A 19846-nucleotide genomic window follows, 5' to 3' on the forward strand; every position below is an offset into this window, starting at 1 on the left:
CGGCCGGGCGCTTTCACGTCGTGACGTCGGCTACTGCGACGGGGCGAGCATCGGAAGCTTCCGCACCCGCACCCCTTCGAGGTAGGCGCGTTCCTCCGGCGTGCCTCCCACGATCCCGAGGCGGCCACGGTCCGCCATCGCGATCAGGATCGGCAGGACGCCGTCCAGCATCATGTCCTTGTACATGTGCAGGCTGTTCGCCCGCTCGGTGAGTACCCGCTGCACGAACGCCGCGAACTCGACGGGATCGATTTCCACCATTCCCATGAGGTCGTCCCCGACTCCGGAAGGAACCTGGTATTCCTCCGAGAGCGTCCGCACCATTCCGAGGAAGATGCGCGCCACGGAATTCGCCGGGCCCCAGATCGTGTCGTCGCCGATGTCGAAGGTGTAGCTCATGACGGCCAGTCTAGACGGATGTCGACCCCGGGATGAATGTTCCGGAGTTCCTTCAGACGCTGCACGACGAGGTCCTTCAGACCCGGGTTGATCTGCAGGATCGCCGGGTCCTCGAAACGGATGCCGATGGGAGCCCCCTCGTATCCGGCGAGCAGGGGCCGGGCGTCCTTGTAGCCGTCGATCTTCTTCCCGACGTGCTTGTCGACCCACTTCTGCAGCTGCTCCTGCGTCAGCTTCCGGGCCGTCACCGTCTTGTTCTCCCACAGGACACCGTCCCGGACGAGGTCGATGTCCGTGATCGTCCGGCCCGGGTCGTTCGGGTCGACGATCTGGATCTCCTCGTCGCCCTCCTTCAGGTGGTACCGGCCGTCGGAGCCGAAGCGCTTGCGCCCCTGATACCCGTCGAGGACCTCGATCTCATCGCACTTGTCGTCCTTGACCGCGGCCTCGACGCTGAGGCAGTCCGGCGTCTTGTCCGGCTTCTCGGGCTCCGGCTTCTTCTTGAAGTTCTCGATCACCTTGCGCAGGCGCTCGATGGTCGTCTTGCCCCACTTGGCCTTGGCGAAGAACTTCGAGACGCCCGAGACCACCACCGCGATGGCCTTGGCCACCGCGGGCAGCTTGCCCACGACGAGTACCAGACTTCCGACGTTGACCAGCGTCCACAGGCAGCTCTCGACGTCGCCCTCGCCGAAGCAGCGCTTCAGGTCGTTGACACCGATGAGCTCCAGCAGGATGTCGACGCCGTTGGCCTTGATCCAGTCGACGACGGTCTGCGAGACGGCTGCGAACGCGGCCTTGTAGTCGTCGACGCACTGCTGGCCGCAGGCCGCGAACAGAGTGGCCTGGTCCTCGGCGCTCAGCGGGACGCCTGGATCGAACAGGACCCCCTTGTCGCCGGAGGCCATGGCACGCTTCTGCTCCTCCTCCTGACGCCTGCGCTCCTCCGCCTCGGCCCGGTCGGCCGCGGCGTCCGCCTGGGTGGCGGACTCCCGTGCGTTGGCCGCGGCGGTCTCGGCGCGCGTGGCGTCGTTCTCGGAGACCGTCGCGATGCGGTCGGCCGCCCCGGCGTCCGCCTCGGCCTCGTCGGCCGCCGAACGGGCGCTCGCGGCGTCCTTCTCCGCATCGGTGGCCTCGCGGTCCGCCGTGACGGCGTCACCGTGCGCCGCATAGGCCGCGGACTGCGCGGCAAGCGCGTCCGCCCCCGCCTGCAGGGCGTATCCGTCGGCGCGCTTGGCTGCGGCCTGGGCGGCCTGGGCCGCCTTCTCCGCCTCGGCCGCGGCGGTCTGGGCACGCTGCACGGCCTTCGCCGCACGCTCCGCGTCCTTGGCCGCCGCCGCTGCCGCCTGGGCGGCCAGCTTGTCGTCGGCCGCCGCCTGCTCGGCGAGACGCTGGGCCTCCGCCGCGTAGGCGGTCGCCTGCACCGCCTTCGCCTCCGCGGCCTTCGCCTGCTGCTCCGAGAGGGTCAGCGCGCTCTGGCCGGTGAGGACGGCGAAGCCCGCCGACGCGTCGGTCTCCTGGTAGGGCGAGCCGATCGCGATGGCTTCCGTGGCCGGCTTGACGGCCTGGGTCGCGGTGTCACGGGCCGCGCTCGCCGCCGTACCGACGGCGTACGCGTACCCGGCGGTCTTCGCCGCCCACTGCGCGGTCCTGACCGCCTCGACGTGCGCCGCCGAGGCCTCCTGCTTCGCGACGACCGCCGCGGCGGACGCCTTCTTGGAGTCCTCCTCGGCCTTCTTGGCGTTCATCGCCGCCGCTTCGGAGGCGTCGATGGCCGTGGCCGCCGCCGCATGGGCGACGGCAGCCGAACCCTGGGCCGTGTAGTACGCGGACCAGGCGTTGTCCGCCGCCTTCTGGGAGTTGGCCGCCGCGACCTTCGCCTCGGTGGCCGCCGCCCGCGCGTTGATCGCCGCCTGCGAGGCGTCGTTGGCCGCCGTACGGGCCGCCGTGGCCGCGGAGCCCGCCTCGTTCGCGGCCGTGCGGGCCTCGGTGGCCGCCGTACGGGTCTCGCCCGCCGCGGCCGTGCCCACGGCCGCCGCCGCCGCCGACTCGAGGGCAGCGGCGCGGGATTCCTTGCTCCGCTTGTCCCGCTCGGCCTCGGCCGCGCGATCCCTGGCGTCGGCCGCGTCCTGCTCGGCGCGCTCGGCGACGACGCGCTTGGACGCCGCCGTGCCGCCGGCCGAGGTGGCCTCGTTCAGCGCGGTTCCGGCGCGGGCGCGTTCGGTCTGGGCGCGACCCTCGGCCTCGCCCGCCTTGGACCGCTCCTGCTCCGCCTTGGTACGAGCAGCAGCGGCCTTGGCGCGCTCCAGCTCGGCGACAGCGCGCTGGCTCTGCGCCGTGGCGGCGGCCTGCTTGGCCTCCTGCTCCTCCTTCTCCGCGGTGGCCCGAGCCTCCTTGGCGATCTTCAGCTGCGCCTCGGCCTCCGCCGCGTGCGCGTCCGCGCTGTCCGCCGCGGCCTTCGCCTGGGCGGCGGCCTCCTGGGCGGCGATGCGGCGGAACTCGGTGTTCACCGCGTGCGTCTGCGTCTGGGCCAGTGCCAGCAGCGTGTGCGACGTCGAGACCGTGGCGTTCGCCGCGTTCAGCGCCGTTTCCGTCGCCTTCGCGGCGGCCGTGGCGGCCGCGCCGGAGGCACGGGCGACCTGCACCGACTGCTGGGCGTACATCAGGCCCCGGCCGCGCGGCACCTCTGCGGCGTCCGCGATCGCCCAGGCGTCCTGCTGCGCGCTCACCGCGCGCTGGGACGCGGCGGTGGCGAGACCGGCCTGCTCCTGGGCCGTCGTGAGGAGGGTCCTCACCTTGCCGCGGGCAGTCTCCAGGTCCCTCTTCGCCTGGTCGAACAGGGCCTGCTTCGGCTTGAGGATGTGGTCCGGGTCAGCCTGCAGCTGCTGGTGCCAGTACTGCTGCCAGCGCAGGATCTGGTCGGCGAGCCAGGCCTGGCCGATGGCCTCGATCATGTTGTCGGTGGCGGCCCTGGTCGCCGCGGCGGCGTCGGCCTCCGCCCGCATGATGATCGTGCGGGGCAGGTTCTGCGCCGCGTACTCCGCCTCCCACTCGGCCGAGGCCTGGGAGACGACCTCGCTGAGGGCGTTGCGCGGGTCCACCGGGTCGGCGTGGTTGCACGTGGCCCAGGCCTGCTTGAGGTTCTCGACCTCGACGCGGAACGCCGCGGTGCCCTCGGTGACCTTCTTGGCGGGGAAGCCGCCGTGCCGCAGGTAGCGGGCGATGTCGGCGGACGTGGTGCCGCCGAAGAACTGGTTGTTGGTCGTGCTGGCGTTCCGCAGCAGGGAGTCCGCCGCGAAGTCGTGCCAGTCGTCCTTGCCCCGGTTCTGCTCGGTGATCTCCCGGGCCTTGGCCAGCGCCTCCGCGCTGGGGTTGGTGTGCGCGTCCCAGCCGAGACGCGTCGACAGCTTCGGCTGTGTGGCGTGGGTGAACGCCATGACCTCCGCGCCGAACTGCGGTGCGTGCAGCGTGATCCCGTCGTCGAACGAGCTCATCGCGTACGGACGGTTGGCGTCCTCCAGGAGCGCCTTGCGGGCCGCGATGGAGTCCGCGTACTGGTACGCGGCCGTCCGGTCCTGGCCGGTCGCCTGGCCCAGGGCCATGAGCTGCAGCCAGCTGACGTCTCCGATGACGTCGTGCAGCTGGGCGTCCGTACCGGACAGACCCTGGATGGCCACGGCCTTCGTCCTGGCGCCGCCCGCGTGCAGGGCGACTCCGGCGAGGCAGCGTTCGAGTCGCGGGGTGGAGCGGACGTCACGGATGACGGCCGTCAGCTCGTTGAGGCGACGCAGGGCGTCGTCCGCGTCGCGGAAGATCTTCCGCATCCCGGTGGCGACCCGTTCGATCGCCTGGGAGAGCGCGGGCATCCGGCCGACGATCACCGACGAGGCGGGGACGTCGACGAGGTTCCAGAGGCAGTCCTCGACGTCGGTGCCGGACAGGCACTCCTTGACCTTGGCGGCGTCGAGCTGCTCGAAGAGGATCTGCCCGCCGTTGGCGGTCGCCCACTCGACGACGTTCACGGAGACGGCCGCGAGGCCCTCGCGGTAGTCGTCGACACAGGCCTGGCCGCAGGAGGTGCGCAGGATCTGCTCCTCGCGCTCGCCGAGCGCGGGCCAGTTGGCCGCGCCACCCTTGATGGGCGTGCTGCCGTTCTCCAGGGCTTCCTGGTGGGCGGCCTCGTTCTTCTCGCGCTGCTCCTGCTCGGCCTTCTTCGCGGCCTCCTCGGCGGCGCGGCTGTTCCCCGCGGCGTCGGACGCCTTGGACTCGGCGTCCTTGGCCGCCTGCTCGGAGTCGGTCGCCTTCTTACCGGCGTTGTCGGCGGCCTCGGAGGCCCGGCCCGCCTTCTCGTTCGCCTCGGCGGCGTGTCGCTCGGCGTCGGTGGCCTCGCGGCCGGCCTCACCGGCCACCCGGCTCGCCTCGTCGGCGGTGGTGCGGGCGGTGGCGGCGTCGGTCCCGGCCTGATCGGCGTGCCCGGCGGCGGTGTCGGACGCTGACTTCGCGTCCTTCTGCGCGTCGGCGGCCTGGGCGGCCGACGTCTGGGCGCGGGTCAGGGCCGCGACGGCGCGGGCGGAGTCGGTCGCGGCGCGGGCCGCCGCCTCGGCGGCGAGCTTCGCGTCCCCGGTCGCCCGCGCGGCGGTCTGCTGCGCCGACTCGGCGGCCCGGGCGGCCTCGGCCGCCTTGGCGTCCGCGGCGGCGGCCTGCTGCTCGGCGGCCGTCTTGGAGGACTGGCCGGCGAGAACGGCGAACGCGGCCGCGCTGTCCTTCTCCTGGTACGGGCTGCCGAGGGCGACGGCGTCGGCAGCAGCCGTGATCGCCGCGTTGGCGGCGTCGCGGGCGGCGAGCGCCGACTGGGCGGCGGCGTGGGCACGGCCGACGACGGTCGCGGCCGACTTCACCGCCTCACCGGCGCCGGTCGCGGCGGCGTCGGCCTCTTGCTTGGCCTTCCTGGCCAGTTCGGTGGCGTTCTCCGAGGCGGTGGCGGCGTTGCCGGCCCGGGTCGCCGCGTCCTGGGACGCGTCGAGCGCGGTCGCGGCGGCCGCCCGCGCGGCGGAGGCCGCGCCCACGGAAGAGTGGTACGCCGACCAGGCGAGGGAGGCACTGGCCTGCGCACGTCCGGCCGCGGCCTCCGCCGTGGTGGCGGCGCTGCGGGCGGTGACGGCGGCGGCGGTCGCCTGGTCCGCGGTGGTCTGGGCGGCGTTGGCGGCCTCGGAGGCCTGGTTCGCGGCGGTACGGGCCGCGGTGGCGGCCGCACGGGTCTCTTCGGCGGCCGCGCTGCCCGCGGCGGCGCCGGCGGCGGCCTCCAGGGCGGCGGCGCGGGCCGCGGTCGCCCGCTTGACCTCCAGAGCGGCGACGGCCTTGTCGCGCGCGGTCCGCGCGGCCTTCGCCTGCTGGTCGGCGAGCGTGCGCTTCGTGCGCGCGTCGGCGGCGGCCGTTCCTGCGGCGGTGTCGGCGGCTGTGGCCGTCGTCTCCTGGGCCGTGGCCCGCTGCTCCGCCTCCTGCGCTTTGGTCCGCTCGGCGGCGGCCTTGGTGCGAGAGGCGACGGCGGTGGCCTGCTCCGTCTGCGCCTTGGTGCGCTCGGCGGCGGCCGAAGCGGCGGCCGAGGCGGCCTTGTCCCGCTTCTGCTCGGCTGTCGCTCGGGCGGCCTTCGCGGCGTTCGCGCTGGTGGCGGCCTCCGTGGCGTTGGCCTCGGCGCTGTCGGCGGCGGCCTTCGCCTGCTTGGCGGCCTCCTCGGCGGCGACGCGGCGGAACTCGGTGTCGAGCCCCTGCATCTCGGTCTGCGCCTTGGCGAGCAGCGCGTCCGTCGTGGCGACCGTCGCGTTGGCCGCGGCGAGCGCGGTCTCGGTCGCCTTCGCGGCGGCCGTGGCGGCCGCGGCGGAGGCGCGGGCGACCTGCACCGACTGCTGGGCGTACGTCAGGCCCCGGCCGCGCGGCACGTGGTTCGTGTCGGCGACGGCCCAGGCCTCCTGCTGCGCCGTGACCGCCTTCTGTGCGGCGGCTGTGGCCTCGGCGGCGTGGGCCTTGGCCTCGGTGAGCTGGGTGGCGACGTTGGCGCGGTAGCGGGCGAGGTCCCGGTCGGCCTGGTCGTACATCGCCTGGGTCGGCAGGCTCGGGCGGTCGGGCCAGACGGCGGTGGCGTCCAGCCAGCCCTTGCGCCAGATCAGGAGCTGCTCGGCGAGCCACGCCTGTCCCATGGCCTCGACCAGGTCGTCGGTGGCCGCACGGGTCGCCGCCGAGGCTTCGGCCTCCGCACGCATGATCGTGGCGCGCTGGTCGGCCTGACCGGCGTACTCCAGTTCCCACTCGATCATCGCGGTCATGAGCGGCTCGTTGAGCTTGCGCGACGGGTCGTAGGGGTTGTTGTAGTCACAGGCCGACCAGGCCTGCTTGAAGTCCTCGACCTCGACGCGGTATTCGGCCGAGTCCTTGGCGGGCGCCACGGTCGGGAAGCCGCCGCGCTTCAGGTAGGCGGCGATGTCGGTGGAGGTACGGGAACTCCAGCCGACCTGGCTGTCGCTGAGCATGCTGTTCGCGGCCCAGTCGTGGTACTCGTCCTTGCCGTGGTTCTCCTCGGCGATGACCTTGGCACGGGCGAGGGACTCGGGGCTGGCCTTGCTGAGGGTGTCCTCGGTGAGGCGGTAGGCGAGCTGGCGCTGGGTGCGGATCGTGAAGTTCCAGACGCCCTCGCTGAACTTCGGCGCGAGCCAGGCCAGTTTGCCGGTGTCGTCCTTCTTGGCGTAGACCTGGTTGGCGGTGGAGAGGGCGTTGTCGCGGTCCTGGAGGAAATTGCCGTAGGTGCTGCCGGCGGCCTCGTCGTCCTCCGCGGCCTTCTTGAGGGGGCTGTAGAAGATCCAACCGTCGCCGAGGACCGTCTTGAGCTGTTCCTCGGTCCCGGTGAGGCCTTCGATGGCCTTGGCCTTCATCAGCGGGCCGCCGATGTGCAGGGCGTTCGCGGCCATGCAGCGGTCGAGTCGTCGGTTGGTGCCGATGCTGTTGCGGTAGTAGCCGGTGTCCTGTTCGGGCTCGGCGGCGGCGACGGGCGAGCCCTGGATCGTGCCGACGAGGACGGCGGAGGCCGTCATGATGGCGGTGGTCGCGGTCGCCTTGGTCAGGGCGGACCGGACGCGACGCCGGCGTCTGCCGACGTCTCTGAGCAATGACATGTTCTGCCTTGGTCTCTACGATCGACCGGCAGCACACTATTCATGGGCACGACAATGTCTGCGGCTCGCCGTCCAGGCAGAGTTCCCCCTCGGTACGGCACTGCCGGCACGCTCGCCCCCCACGAACCCGGCGCTGCCGCTTACTCCGCGACTTTCCCACGGCAGGCGCGCCCCGTGAAGATCAAATAAACCTCGCCAAGGGATCACGGAAGCTCATCAAGGGGCAAAACGACCCTCTAGTTGATCATGTTGTTACCGGGCGTACGGGCCGCGATCGGAGGCGCTCGTCCCAGATGCCGCTGAACCCGTGGGCGCGGCCGCCGCACTACTCCACGAGGCAGGGACGTTGCCAGTGGCGGCCGGTATGTATGGGTTTCTATCTGGTGATTGTCACCGCGCAGGACTGGTCACAGGACAGGGAGGACGGCTACGGGGATGTCGCTGCCGTCGCTGCCGCGCTGAACACCGAGCTGGAACGGCGCGGGCTGCCCCCGTACGAGCTGCCGCAGGCCACACAGGAGGCGCCTGGCTGGTTCGAAGAGAAGGTCAGCCCGCCCATGGACGGCTTCGTGGCGCTGTGCAGGGCGCAACTGACCGATGCGGAGCTGTCGGCCCTCCTCGACTGGAGCGTACTGATACCCCTGGCGCTGAAGGAGCAGATCGTGCTCCCCGTCGGCACCGCGCACTCAGACGAAGAGACAGTGGGCGCCGGGGCGCCGCAGGTGCTCGCCCTGGCCGACCTCATCCCCCACGAACGGCTCGTCGACGCGGGGGCCATCCCCACAGGTTCGGGAAGCAGGCAGGGCAGCCGGCCATTCACCCGGCCGTGCAGGGAATCATCCCTGAGGGACGAGGAGCAGGGGGCGGCGAGAACCTGGAGTGTCCGGATCCGGTGAGACCATTCCCGTGCGACCCCCGCGAGCCGCGGGGAGAGGGGTCGCTCCGACAGGGAGCCGGGGGAACATCAGATTTCTTGGCGGAGTTCCTTGTTTGCCTTCGTTCTGAAGACGTGGGGGCGCGCGTGCACCTTCGATCCCGGCAAATCGCACGCCTACTCGACCCTTTAGGGGTGTCCCGGCAGCTCGGATTTCGGCACACCCGGCGCATGACACCAGTACTCCCCCAGCCAGAGATCGCCCCGCTGCGCAACAGCGCCGGGGCGCCGGTGCCGCAGCCGCGGCCTTCACCGGCAAACCCGCCGCAGCCAGCTGCGACCTGGCCACGGATCGCCCCGGCCGCCCTGCCGCTCTCGTCGATATCCTCGTTCTCGACGGGCAGTTGTCCGCCACCATGCACTGGCTCTGGTGACAGGCGGCCGGCCACGGGCTGACTCTGGGGCCCTCCTGCGAACGCTGCCCACTGCCTCTCCACCACCCCGCGGGCTCGGCTGCGCCGGCGCGCCCAATGTGCTGTGCGCCGGCACGGTCGAGATCACCAGCGGTGAGACCGACATGCTCGACACGCTCACGAAGGGTTCACCAGGTCGAGACAACCCTGACCTGGCAGCACGTCCCCGGTCACGCAAGACAGCACGTGACTCCGACCCAGAGCCAGGACCACGCCGACGACACCAGCACCGCGTGGCCGGTCACATGGACCCACCCCGGGCAGGGCCTCGGTGTGCTCGGCTCGTCTGCGACGGCGACTCCGGCGAGTCCCTGATCCGCGTCCGTGTCCGAGTACTCAGTCACCGCCGGCAGACTGGCCCCCTCACCTTAGCCGTTCGCGTAGGCCCCCCCCGTATCGCCGCTGTGCGCGCGGGCCCGCGCCTAGCAGGGGTGCGCGCCGCCGTCAGCGGGTGAGCTCCGGCCGGCGGGTGAGGTTCTGCCGGACGATCTTGCCGAGGACCGAAGGGTGCATCAGCAGCGAGGACGGGGCGGTCATGTTGGCCACCCTGACAAAGCGCGTCCAGACATCGGAGTCATGCCGGGCCAGCGTGAAGACCTGCCGGTTGTACCAGTGCGCGAAACGGGCCGCCAGTGGCCGGCCGGCCGGGCTCCACATCAGGTCCGAGGTGGTGGACAGCGACCACGGCACCTTGATGATCCCGGCCGCCGTGCGCAAGTACTCGCGGCTCAGACCGGTCAGGCCCGCGCCCGTGGAGCGGCGCCGGCCGAGCAGCGAGCCGAGTGCGTCGGCCTCGATGGCGGGCACAGTCAGCCCCTGCCCGTAGACCGGGTTGAAGACGCACAGCGAGTCGCCGATCGCGATCAGCCCCTCCGGCCAGCCGGCATTGCGGTGGTGCAGGCGCCAGGTGCTGCCAGGGTTGGTGTAGCGGTACAGCTCGTCGTGGCGGCCGCGGCGGGCGATCTGTTCGGCCAGCAGGGGGTTGTCCAGGCTGCGGGCGTATTCGAGGAAGCCGTCAGGGTCGGTGGGCGGGTGCTCCTCGAAGCCGAACAGCGAGCAAACCCAGCGGCCGTGCTCCACCGCGAGCATGGCGCCGCCGCGCCGTACCGAAGGCGCGAACGTCATCTGATAGGCGAGGTCGTAGTCCTTCTGCTCCGGCGTGCGGTCGAAGACCATCGTGGTGTAGGTGATCCTCGCCTTCACCGTGCTCTTCTCCGAGACCGGCCAGCCGGCCTGGCTCAGCCAGTCGTCGATCGAGGTGGTGCGGCCGGAAGCATCCACCACCAGATCGGCGGTGACCGCCTGCTCCCCGCCCTTCTCCCTCCGGTACCGGACTCCCTCGACCCGGCCCCCCGGCCCCCTGCCCAGACCCAGCACCCGCGCCTCGCTGAGCACCTGGACCCCGGGCAGATCGAACACCCGGGCACGGATCCGGCGCTCCAGCTCATCCCGGGTGAAAGACTGGATCCGCACCCCGGTAGTGGTGCGCACAGCCTGGCCGGTGGGCAGCACGAAACTGATCCGCTCACCGTAGTCGTAGACCGGGGCACCCAACTGCTCCAACTCCGCCCGCAGGCCAGGGAAAAGCACCTCCAGCACCTGCGCACCCCGCGCGAGCATCGCGTGCGCGTGGTACGACTGCGGCGCGCTCGGGTGAACCCCGGTCGTACGGTCCACCGCATCCCGCTCGAGCACCAGCACTTCGGCAAAGTGACCGGCCAGGACCCGCGCCGCCAGCAGGCCCGCATATCCGCCACCGATTACGACCGCACGCCCCCAGCCCGGCCGGCCCGGGGCCCTTGTGCCGCTCGTACCCGCATGCGTGCCGGCGCTCGTGCCCGGTCCCCAAGCCACCTGGTCCGCGTCCTTCATTCCGGTCCCGTCCGTCAGGCCGTAGAGGCCCGGTCGGGCCGCCGTCCGCACACCACTTCACCCGCTGCCCCGGGAACGATCAAGGGCGGCGAAGGGGCGCGCGGGGGTGCGCCGGGGGCGCCAGCGCAGATGCGGCACGTGGCGAGCCGGATGAAGCAGGCCAGCTCCAGCGAACCCGCCGCCCGCCACCCAGGCCGCACCCGGCAACACCATCCCGCACTCCCCAAGCGACGCCCCCCGGCCACCGGACCAGCGGCAGCATCCACCGCGAGAGTGGCTACGTAGGTTGCAGCAGGAACGCTTGTCGATGCATTGCAGGAACGATCGTGGGTCAGGTGCCTTGGGAGTTCGCGAGAAGAGGAACGCTCGGGTAGTGGTTTGCGATGGCCGGCTAGTTAAGGGAGCCCGATTGGGGCGGCTCTCAACAGGTGGCCGTTCAGCTCTCGGCAGCCCACTTCGCGGCTTGCTCGGTCAAGTTCCGTTGGCGGGGCAGGGTCGTCATGGCGCTTCTCCCTCTCGCAGGTCACCGCCGCCAGAGCGGCGGTGTCGGAGCAACTGGTCGAAATGGGTCACCGAGGGCAGCGGCCTGGCGTCCGGGGGAACGTGGTGGAGCTTCCACTCGTGCAGGAACGTCACGGTCGCCGCTCCCCGCCCGACAGCCGACCGCAGTGCCGGGACATCGGCGGCGGTGGGCTCGTCCTCGGCCTGGGCCACTTTGCGGGCCTCCAGCGCGACCGCGCCCGCGGTCAGGGCCCCGGCCCGTAGCGCGGCGGCCAGGCCGGCGACGCTGCGCTCGTGCGCGAGGTGGCGGCCCAGCAGCACCTCGATCTGTGCCCGGGTGCCCTCAGCGTCGCCGTGGGCCCTGACTGCCGCGGCCCACCGGCGTCGTGCACGGGGGTGAGCATTCCGGCGGAGCGGGCCTGGTCGACTGCGGTCGCGTCGGGAAAGGCGCCCGGCTTGCGGACCAAAGTGCCGTCGACGATGAGCACGGTGTCCTTGGCGAACCGTTTGCGGGGGCTGGAGAGCGAGCATCGGCTCGAGGTGGTCGATGATCCGGTCCGCCGCCGATTTCGACACCCCGAACAACGGAGCGAATTGTCGCCTTGTGAGGTTCGTTCGCCAATAGGCCGCGACCAGCAGGGCCCGGTCCTCCAGCGAAAGGCTCCACGGTCGACCCTTGCGAATCGCGCCCGCACCCACCAGGCGGGCCGGGACTCGGGGCGGCCTATTCGACTGGTTTTACCTCGGCCTTCTTCACGAAGGTGCTGATCATGGTGTCGATTTCCTTCGGGAAGGCGGCTTTCTCGTTGATGGGTCCGTACACGAATCTGAGGACGATCCTGCCGGAGCGGACTGTCACGAAGCGCATTTTGCTGTGACTGACCGGCTCCTCGCGCACGTAGCTGACTCGAACGTCGCCGAGAGGTGCCACGGGCACGGGTTGGAGTGGCCCCGAGTCGACCCCGCCTTCGAGCTGCATGACCCTGCTGCTGTATTGACTCTGTGCACTGTCGACGGCGTCGCAGGCGTCCGCCCGGAAGCTCACCAGGGAACTCTGACTGTCGGGCCTTGCATACGTGACGATTGAGGCGGTGCAACGAGGCCCGCTCTCCGACGACTGCACAGACGCCGGCAGGTGGTACTCCAGCCATGACGGCATCTCGTCTTGATAGAGGAGCACCTCCATGGCATCTCTGCTCAGGTCGAACCGAGGCGTCGTGGCGGTCGGGGCGGGCGTGGGGACGCTGCTCGCATCGACGCCCGGCGCTGGCCGTTCGAGCGGCCTGGTGGACGCACCCTGTGAGGGGCCCTGAGTGTTGTCGGACGTGACGACCTGCACGATCCCGTACGTGCCGAAGGAAACCAGGACCAGGACAAGGACCACAGCGGCGGCGATGAGCGCCTTGTTGCCAGGGGTGTTGTTGATGGTCAGCGGGCCGACCACTATCTGATTGCGGGATACCCGTCCGCCGCTGATCAACACACCGCCGCTGACGTGCGTCGTGGTGTGGGCGGAGCGAGTGGTCAGCTGCACCTGCAGCCGGTCCCTCCACTCCTGATCGGCCTCGATCTCCTCGCGCACTACCTCCTGGGCTTCCTCCCTCACACCGGGCGCCGCCGGGGCCTCATCAAGCCGCTCAAGGGCCGCACGCCCACGATCGGTGGCTCCCAGCCGCGTCCGCACTAACTCAGCGGCCGCCGCCCCCATCCCCTCCCCGAGACCCGTCGCCGCTCCTGTCGCCGTCGCGACCACCACACCCACCGCAGCCACCGCAAGTTCTGCCGCTTCCACGGCACCCCCTGTCCCCGCACATCATCGAAGGGCTCATCTTTGGCCCGCACCGCTGATCAGGTCAGTCTTCAATCGGCTATCTTCCCGCCAAGGCTGCGGACTTACCCCACGTTTCAGCGAACGTGTTGCCGGCCTGGTATGCAGTGGCACTCCCTACAGGCCCGATCTCGTGTGCCCGTAGCAAGATTGCCGGCACTCCCGCAGGGACAGATGGAACGCACGGCTCTGCCAGGAGCCCCGCGCGGCGCCGCCCGCCACGATGGGTGGCCCCGTAGTGTGCTTCCCTCCAGGCCGCTAGTTCGGTCTAGGTGTATTGACCCGCAGCGTTGTCGACGCGGGGTGGTGGGAAAGTGGCGTCGTCAGTCGCCGTTGAAGACGAGATACCGGTGGGCCTTGCGCTCGACTTGAGCGGTCAGCATGAGGATCTCGTGCACCGCCTCGTTTTGTTCGGCGGCTGAGCCGTTCGCCAAGGCCTGGAGTTCCGGGACGAGGACTCTGAGCTGCGACCGGTTGAACACGGTGTCGTCGCAGGGATCGACGTGTCCGAGTATGGGCAGGTTCTGGCTCGCCGCCCGTCTGCACAGGTCAGCGATGGATGGATGGATGCACGTGGCTTCGACCGTGCCTGTGAACGTCCGAACCTGAACGCTGATCCCCATGGGGGCACGTTACTCCCGACAGTTGGTGCCACCGAAGCATTCACACAGGCCAGAGCCATTCGTTGATGGCTGCGACCAGCACAAGCGGTTCTGGTCCGCCTTCCGTGGAGGCTCCCGGATGGCCCCGGAGTCTTGTGGGTTCCGGGGCGGCTTCCATCGTGGCCGGGCGTTCGGTCGGGGGCTGAGTGCCAGGGCGGGGTGCGGGCGGGTCGGGGTGGGTGGTCAGGCGCCGATGCCGACGGAGGAGACGTGTGCGTAGGCGTTGTAGTCCGAGTCGAGGTCGCTGATGACGTCGTCCCAGATCTCGTCGACGGTGTCGGCGTCCTGGGTGGCCCAGGCGTCGACGAGGTCGGCCCAGATGTAGCGGACGGTGATGGAGCGCTGGGAGAGGGTCGGGCGGGCGCGTTCGGCCGGGACCTGGGTCTGGTCGACGGGGTAGATCTCCATGCGGCGGCCGCGGCCGTCGTTGTCGAGGTGGCGCTTGAGCCAGCCTGAGCGGATCAAGTTCTCCCGGCGCCGGACCCAGTACGCGTGGTCGATGCGTTCGCGGTTGGCTTTCGTGGGGGTGGACTTGCCCCTCATCCAGGTGCGGAGGGTGCGGGCGGTGACGCCCTGGTCCCGCAGCGCCTGACGGCCGGCCGGGCTGTCGAGGTAGCGCAGGCGGGCGGCAAGGCCTCGCCTGGTGGTGACGGGTGAGGCGATGCCGGAGGAGTGGACGATCCGGTTGAGTTCCAGGATCAGGGCCTCGCCGCCCTTCATGCCCCGGGCGTTGAACTTTCCGAATTCGCCCCACTGGGACCACAGGTCCGGAGATCCCGCCATCAGCGCTTACCCCCCAGGATGTATGCGGACTTCTCCTTGACCTGGTTCAGGTCCCGGCCCTCCGGGAACACCGGCCGCCAGTCGCCGGCCACGTGGAGTTCGTCCGTTCCTGAGATTTCCACGACCTGGAGTCCCGCCTTGTGGGCCTTGTGGGCCTTCATCCACAGGTTGGCGAATGCTTTTGCGCGGATGATATGCATCCAGTCCGGGCGGCGGAGTTCACGATTCGCGCTCGATTCGCCGATGGTCGACACGAGCTTAGAGTACATGGCCTTCACGTAGGCCACGGTCAATTCGTCGCCCTCCGCGAGAGCGGTCTTGCGGGATTCCGTCAGAGCGCGGCGGAGTTTCTCCAGGAGCGCTTCCGTGGCGCCGGAGACCAGCGAACGGTGGATCACCGGGGCTTCGGCGAGGCCCTGCCGGGCGCAGTCGAGGAGCAGGCGCAGGGTGGACTCGCTGACCCACAGCTCCCCCGGTTCCATCCGGTTGCCCAGCGGGTTGGGCAGGTCGCTGTGCTCCCAGTCGGCGGGGGTGATGAGGTGGACACCTGACTTCTTCGGGTCATGGATGCCGCTTGTGTCGTCCCTGAGCTGGCCGATGGGCAGCCAGCACTTGAGCGCGGACAGGTAGGCCGCGTTCATGTCGAGCGCGGTTACCTCGATCTTCTCGCCGCGCTTCGCCGCCGCGAAAAGCTCGGTGTTGCGCCACTTCGGGCGGCCCTCCCAGATTTCGTCCGCGCCTTTCTGGGACTTCTTCCGCAGGATTTCCTGCGTCGGCGGAAATTCCGAGTGCTCGTACCGGCCGCCCACACGGGATGCCTTCAGGAGCGTCATCACATCGGGAATGGCCGTCTTGATCAGGGTCGCCTGCGCCGCGTCGGCATCGCCGCCGTACTCGGCCAGGACGTCGCGCACGCGGTCGGTGATCTGCTCCACCAGCGTGCCGGAGGCGTACCCGGGCGTGGCGCGCTGTGATGCGGGCTTCGCCGCCGGTACAGCTGGCGACGCCGGGACCGCGGGCTGAACGTCCGCACGCTCGACGGGCGCGGGTGGGGCAGCCGGTCCATCGGCGGGCGGGGAGACCGGCTGGGCAGTGAGCGGGGCGCGGTCGGTGGCGGGCTCCGGGGCGGCGACCGGTGCGGCCTGGGGTGCGGCGGGAGCGGTCGCGGCGATGGCCGCGGCGCATTCCTCCGCGCTCAGGTGCTGCGGGTAACCGTCGACCTCCTCCGCGGCCGGCTGCCCGCACAGGACACACAGGCCCACCGGCTCACGTACACCGGCCGTGGGCGCCGGTGCGGGAGCCGTGTCCGGGAGGGCGATGGGCGGGTCCAGCGGCTGTACGTGCGTGGCGTGAGTGCCGGAGGCGAACACCCCAGGCTGGAGAGGGGGTGTGGCGCCGTGCAGCACACCGACCGCATGTGTCGGCCCGGCCAACAGATCCAGGACGGACAGACCATAGTGCGCGGCGAGCCGGTCGACATCCTCCAGCGACCAGTGCGCGGTGCCACCCTGCTTACGGGACACCTGGGCCTGCGACAGCCCCAGCCGCTCAGCCAGATCGGACTGACGCTCCCCCGTCCGCGCCATCAGCGCGGCGACCGTGAGCCTGAGAATCTCCTCCACACCCATCACGAATGTCAATCTAGCATTCAGTATGCGACTTCCGCATGCATCGGGGGGCCGGGTCGCGTGGCACCCCGCTGCCCTCTCGGCGGGGCCGCGTCCGCTCTCGGGTCACCAGCCCCGGCTTCATCACTGACTTTCCCGGCTCCTACCCGCGTCACTACGCCGACGGCGTGTACCTGGACCGCAGTGGCGGCTCGAACCCACGCCGGGATCCCCGGGCCGCGGGCGCGGGCCCGCGGTCCGGGGGTTCACGGGCCGCGCGGTTCTCCCCCGCGGCCCGGGGCGTCGTCCCTACGGCTTCTCGGATGCGTGCAGCGCGGCCACCTCCTCGGAGGAGAGCGCCTTGTCGAAGGCGTGCACTCCGTCGACCGAGCCCTTCCAGAAGTCGACGTTCCCGCCGCCCCACTTGGCGCGGCCGACCGCGAACGGACCCGTGCTCACGTCGGCCGGGCCCGCCGCCGCCGTGGCGGCCAGGGTCCCGTCCACGTACAGCCGGATCTCGTTCTTCGCGGCGTCGCGGACGCCCACCAGGTGGTACCAGCGGCCGAGTTCGGGAGTCGTGACGGAGCGGGCCCGGTTGCCGCCCGGCGTGCTGAAGGCGAAGGCGCCCTGGCCGTACTGGAGGTAGAAGGGGTTCTCCTGGCGACGGCCGTCCTGGCTGACCACGGTCGCGTAGTTGCCCGGCAGGGAGTCCAGCGTCGCCCACGCCGACACGGAGTAGCTCGTGGTGGTGTCGATGACGGGACCGTCCGTCTGGGCGAAGTGGCCCTGGCCGTCGAACGTCAGAGCACTTCCGCCGACTCCGGTGCCCCAGCCCGTTCCCTCGTTGAGCGTCAGCGTCCGTCCGCCGGGGCCGGAGTCGCGGGCGCTCGTGCCCGAGCCCTCGTCCAGGGACCAGGAGGCGCCGCCCCCCAGCGGGCCGCGCTGCCCGGCGGCCGCGCCGGCCGCGATGACCTTCAGGTTGATCGCGCGGACCCGGGCCGGGTCGACCTTGATCTCCCGGCGGTCGTACGTGTAGAGGCCGTTGAGCTCGTTCTCCAGGTCGGAGATCTGGGTGTAGACGGACCCGGACAGCTCGGCACCCGCCGCCTCCAGGTAGTACTTCTCGGTGTTCTCCACGTACTTGCGGGTCAGGGCCTCCTTGTCGGCCACGCCGCTGTAGATGACCGTCGGGGCTCCCGGCCACATGTGGCCCGGGGCACGCAGGGTGAAACCGCCGTGCTCGCCGTCCAGCGCCGCCCGGTGGTCGGGATAGGCCGGGTCGGTGTTGTTGTAGTCGTGGTGGTCGACGATGTCGCCCTTGCCGGAGTCGCCCTTGGAGTTGCAGCAGTTGACCCCGCTGTGGGCGTTGACGATGCGGGACGGGTCGGCGGCCTTGACCGCGCCGGCGATCCGGCCGGTCTCCTCCCGGTTCCACTCGCCCCAGCCCTCGTTGAAGACCGTCCAGCCGATGACCGCCGGGGAGTCGTGGTGCCGGCGCATCATCTCGCGGCCCTGGTCGACGAACGCCTGGCGGCCGGCGTCGTCCTTGAGGTCGCCCGAGACGAAGTCCTGCCAGACCAGCAGCCCGAGCCGGTCCGCGTGGTAGAACCAGCGGTCCGACTCCACCTTGATGTGCTTGCGCACGGCGTTGAAGCCGAGCTTCTTGTGCGCCTCGAGGTCGAAGGCGAGCGCCTCGTCGCTGGGCTGGGTGTAGAGGCCGTCAGGCCAGAATCCTTGGTCCAGTGTGGCCAGCGAGAAGATCGGTTTTCCGTTCAGGACCAGTTTCCGGAAGCCGCCCACCTTCTGGACCGCGATCTCGCGCATGCCGAAGTAGCCGTCGACGCGATCGGTCGACTTGCCGTCCGTCAGGCGTACCTCCAGGTCGTACAGGTACGGGTCGTCCGGGCTCCACAGGTGCTGCCGCGCGACCGGGAGGCGCAGGGGCGCGGAGGCCGGGCCGGAGACCCGGCCGACGACCTTGCCGCGGGCGTCACGGGCGACGGCCTCCACGCGCGCGCCCGCCGAGGCGCGGGCGGAGGCGACCTTCACGTCCAGTGTGCCCGTGTCGATGTCGGGGGTCGTGACGAGGTCGTCGATGGCCACCGGGGCCACGGGCTCCATCCACACCGTCTGCCAGATGCCCGACGACTGGGTGTAGAAGATGCCGCCCGGGTTGGCGGACTGCTTGCCCGTCGGCTGGTTCGGGCCGCCGGTGTCGGTGACCGCGACCACCACCTCCTGCGGGCCCTTCGCCTTGAGGGCGTCGGTGACGTCGGCGCTGAAGGCGTTGTAGCCGCCGGTGTGCTCGGCCACCCGCTTGCCGTTGACCCAGACGGTGGCCCGGTAGTCGACGGCGCCGAAGTTGAGCATCAGCCGGTTGTCCTTGCCGGCCCTGCCCACCTTCCAGTCCTTGGGCACGTCCACCAGGCGTCGGTAGAACATGTGGTCCTCGTGCCGCTCGATCCCGGACAGCTGGGACTCCACGGGGAAGGGCACGACGATCTTCTCGTCGAGGTCCTTGCCGAAGACCGGCTGCTCGCCGGGGTCCGCGCCCGCGAACTGCCAGGGGCCGTTGAGGTTCTTCCACCGGGAGCGCACCTGCTGCGGGCGCGGGTACTCCGGCAGCGGGTTCTCGCGGTCCAGTTCGTCGCCCCACTCGGTGGTGAGCCGGTGCGTGGAGGAGTTGGCCGCCGAGCGGAGGATCCGGGGGACGGTCTCGTCGCCGTTCTTCAGGCCTCCGGCGCCGTCGTAGTCGACGCGTACCTGCTGGCCCTTCTGGATGGGCTCTGCCAGCTCGACGACCGCGGTGCTCGGATCGTCCGCGGCCGCGGTGACCGAACGGATCGGCATGGGTGTGGTGTCCGCCTCCACCGTGAGGTGCCCGGCCACCGACGCCAGGCCGCCGACCGGGTGGTCGAACCGCAGGCGCAGCTGCCTGCCGCTCGCCGGGACCGTCGGCTCCACGGGGTAGACCTGGAAGTCGGCGGGCGGGGTGAAGGCCGACTCGGGGACCAGCTGCTTGGCCAGGGTGGGGGTCGACCAGCGCAGGAACATGTTGGCCCCGCCGACGTCCTGGAACATCTCCAGCCGGAAGTCGTGCTTCTGGCCCGCCGTGAGCCGGACCGGGGCGCTGGTCTGCTCGCGGTCCCAGTCGGGCACCCAGTGGTCGATCACCGGCTTGCCGTCGACGTACAGCCGGAATCCGTTGTCCCCGATGCCGTAGAAGGTGTAGTCGCCGGTGGCCGGGGCCTCGATCCGCCCGGTCCAGCGGGCGGTGGTGTGCTCGGCGCGGCCGGTCAGCGACTGGAAGGTGCCGGTGAGGCCCGAGAAGTTGATCTGCGGGTCGAGGGAGGTGCCGCCCAGCTTGTCGAAGTCCCGTGCGCCGGGCGCCGACATGCTGAAGTACTCGCCCTTGAGGCCGTGCACTTCGACGGCCGCGTCCCGGGCGGGGGCGGAGAAGGTGCCGCCCGGCTGGACTGCCGGGGAGGCGGTGGCGTGCGGCTGCGCGGCGGAGGCGGTCGGGGTCAGGGCGCCGACGGGCAGCACCAGGGCGGCGGCGGTCAGCAGCGCCCATATTCCGTTTCGGGGGCGGGTGTTTCGTCGTGTCATCGAATCTTTCCTCTTAGAGAGGGGATCGGAGCGGCCGGACCCGTGGAACGCGTGTCGGCGGAAGTGGCCCTGCGA

The 19846-nt window shown here is 70.9% G+C and carries 10 protein-coding genes and 1 pseudogene; 1 reads left to right on the forward strand and 10 read right to left on the reverse strand.

Features of this window, described 5'->3' with window-relative positions; all coding sequences use genetic code 11:
• Window positions 1-30 precede the first annotated feature (30 nt).
• Together ABTY59_RS31190 and ABTY59_RS31195 are read right to left on the reverse strand one after the other, a co-directional pair.
• The gene (locus ABTY59_RS31190) at window positions 31-399 is read right to left on the reverse strand and encodes a DUF6086 family protein (protein WP_352022436.1); all 369 of its coding nucleotides are present in this window, start codon (window positions 397-399) and stop codon (window positions 31-33) included.
• Window positions 396-7562, reverse strand: coding sequence for a hypothetical protein (locus ABTY59_RS31195; protein WP_352022437.1), 7167 nt, complete (start codon window positions 7560-7562; stop codon window positions 396-398). The genes ABTY59_RS31190 and ABTY59_RS31195 overlap by 4 nt, the downstream gene beginning before the upstream one ends.
• 368 nt (window positions 7563-7930) lie before the next feature.
• Here ABTY59_RS31195 and ABTY59_RS31200 point away from each other — a divergent pair, with 368 nt between their 5' ends.
• Window positions 7931-8458 carry a hypothetical protein gene (locus ABTY59_RS31200; RefSeq protein WP_352022438.1) on the forward strand — a complete coding sequence of 176 codons (528 nt, stop codon included), beginning with the start codon at window positions 7931-7933 and terminating at the stop codon, window positions 8456-8458.
• An 895-nt stretch (window positions 8459-9353) separates the two neighbouring features.
• On the opposite strand, the gene ABTY59_RS31205 is transcribed toward ABTY59_RS31200, so the two are convergent.
• From ABTY59_RS31205 to ABTY59_RS31240, 8 genes and pseudogenes are all read right to left on the reverse strand, one after another.
• A complete protein-coding gene (locus tag ABTY59_RS31205) occupies window positions 9354-10781 on the reverse strand; it encodes an FAD-dependent oxidoreductase (protein WP_352022439.1) in 1428 nt (475 codons plus the stop codon).
• A 498-nt stretch (window positions 10782-11279) separates the two neighbouring features.
• Complete coding sequence (locus tag ABTY59_RS31210) at window positions 11280-11603, reverse strand: hypothetical protein (protein ID WP_352022513.1); 324 nt, start codon at window positions 11601-11603, stop codon at window positions 11280-11282.
• 140 nt (window positions 11604-11743) lie between these two features.
• Window positions 11744-11978: pseudogene (locus tag ABTY59_RS31215) on the reverse strand (helix-turn-helix domain-containing protein); the annotation flags it as partial.
• Between the two features lie 28 nt (window positions 11979-12006).
• Window positions 12007-13074: a hypothetical protein gene (locus ABTY59_RS31220; RefSeq protein WP_352022440.1), complete on the reverse strand. Its 1068-nt coding sequence runs from the start codon at window positions 13072-13074 to the stop codon at window positions 12007-12009.
• Window positions 13075-13433: 359 nt separating this feature from the next.
• Window positions 13434-13733, reverse strand: a complete 300-nt coding sequence (locus ABTY59_RS31225; RefSeq protein ID WP_352022441.1) for a hypothetical protein — start codon at window positions 13731-13733, stop codon at window positions 13434-13436.
• A 222-nt stretch (window positions 13734-13955) separates the two neighbouring features.
• Entirely contained in the window at window positions 13956-14555 is a 600-nt protein-coding gene (locus ABTY59_RS31230; RefSeq protein WP_352022442.1) for a hypothetical protein, read from the reverse strand.
• A complete protein-coding gene (locus ABTY59_RS31235; RefSeq protein WP_352022508.1) occupies window positions 14555-16183 on the reverse strand; it encodes a helix-turn-helix domain-containing protein in 1629 nt (542 codons plus the stop codon). The genes ABTY59_RS31230 and ABTY59_RS31235 overlap by 1 nt, the downstream gene beginning before the upstream one ends.
• 288 nt (window positions 16184-16471) lie before the next feature.
• Window positions 16472-19771, reverse strand: a complete 3300-nt coding sequence (locus tag ABTY59_RS31240; protein ID WP_352022443.1) for a LamG-like jellyroll fold domain-containing protein — start codon at window positions 19769-19771, stop codon at window positions 16472-16474.
• Window positions 19772-19846: the final 75 nt, after the last annotated feature.

It is taken from the genome of Streptomyces sp. NPDC096079, from assembly GCF_040303145.1.
Classification (GTDB): domain Bacteria; phylum Actinomycetota; class Actinomycetes; order Streptomycetales; family Streptomycetaceae; genus Streptomyces.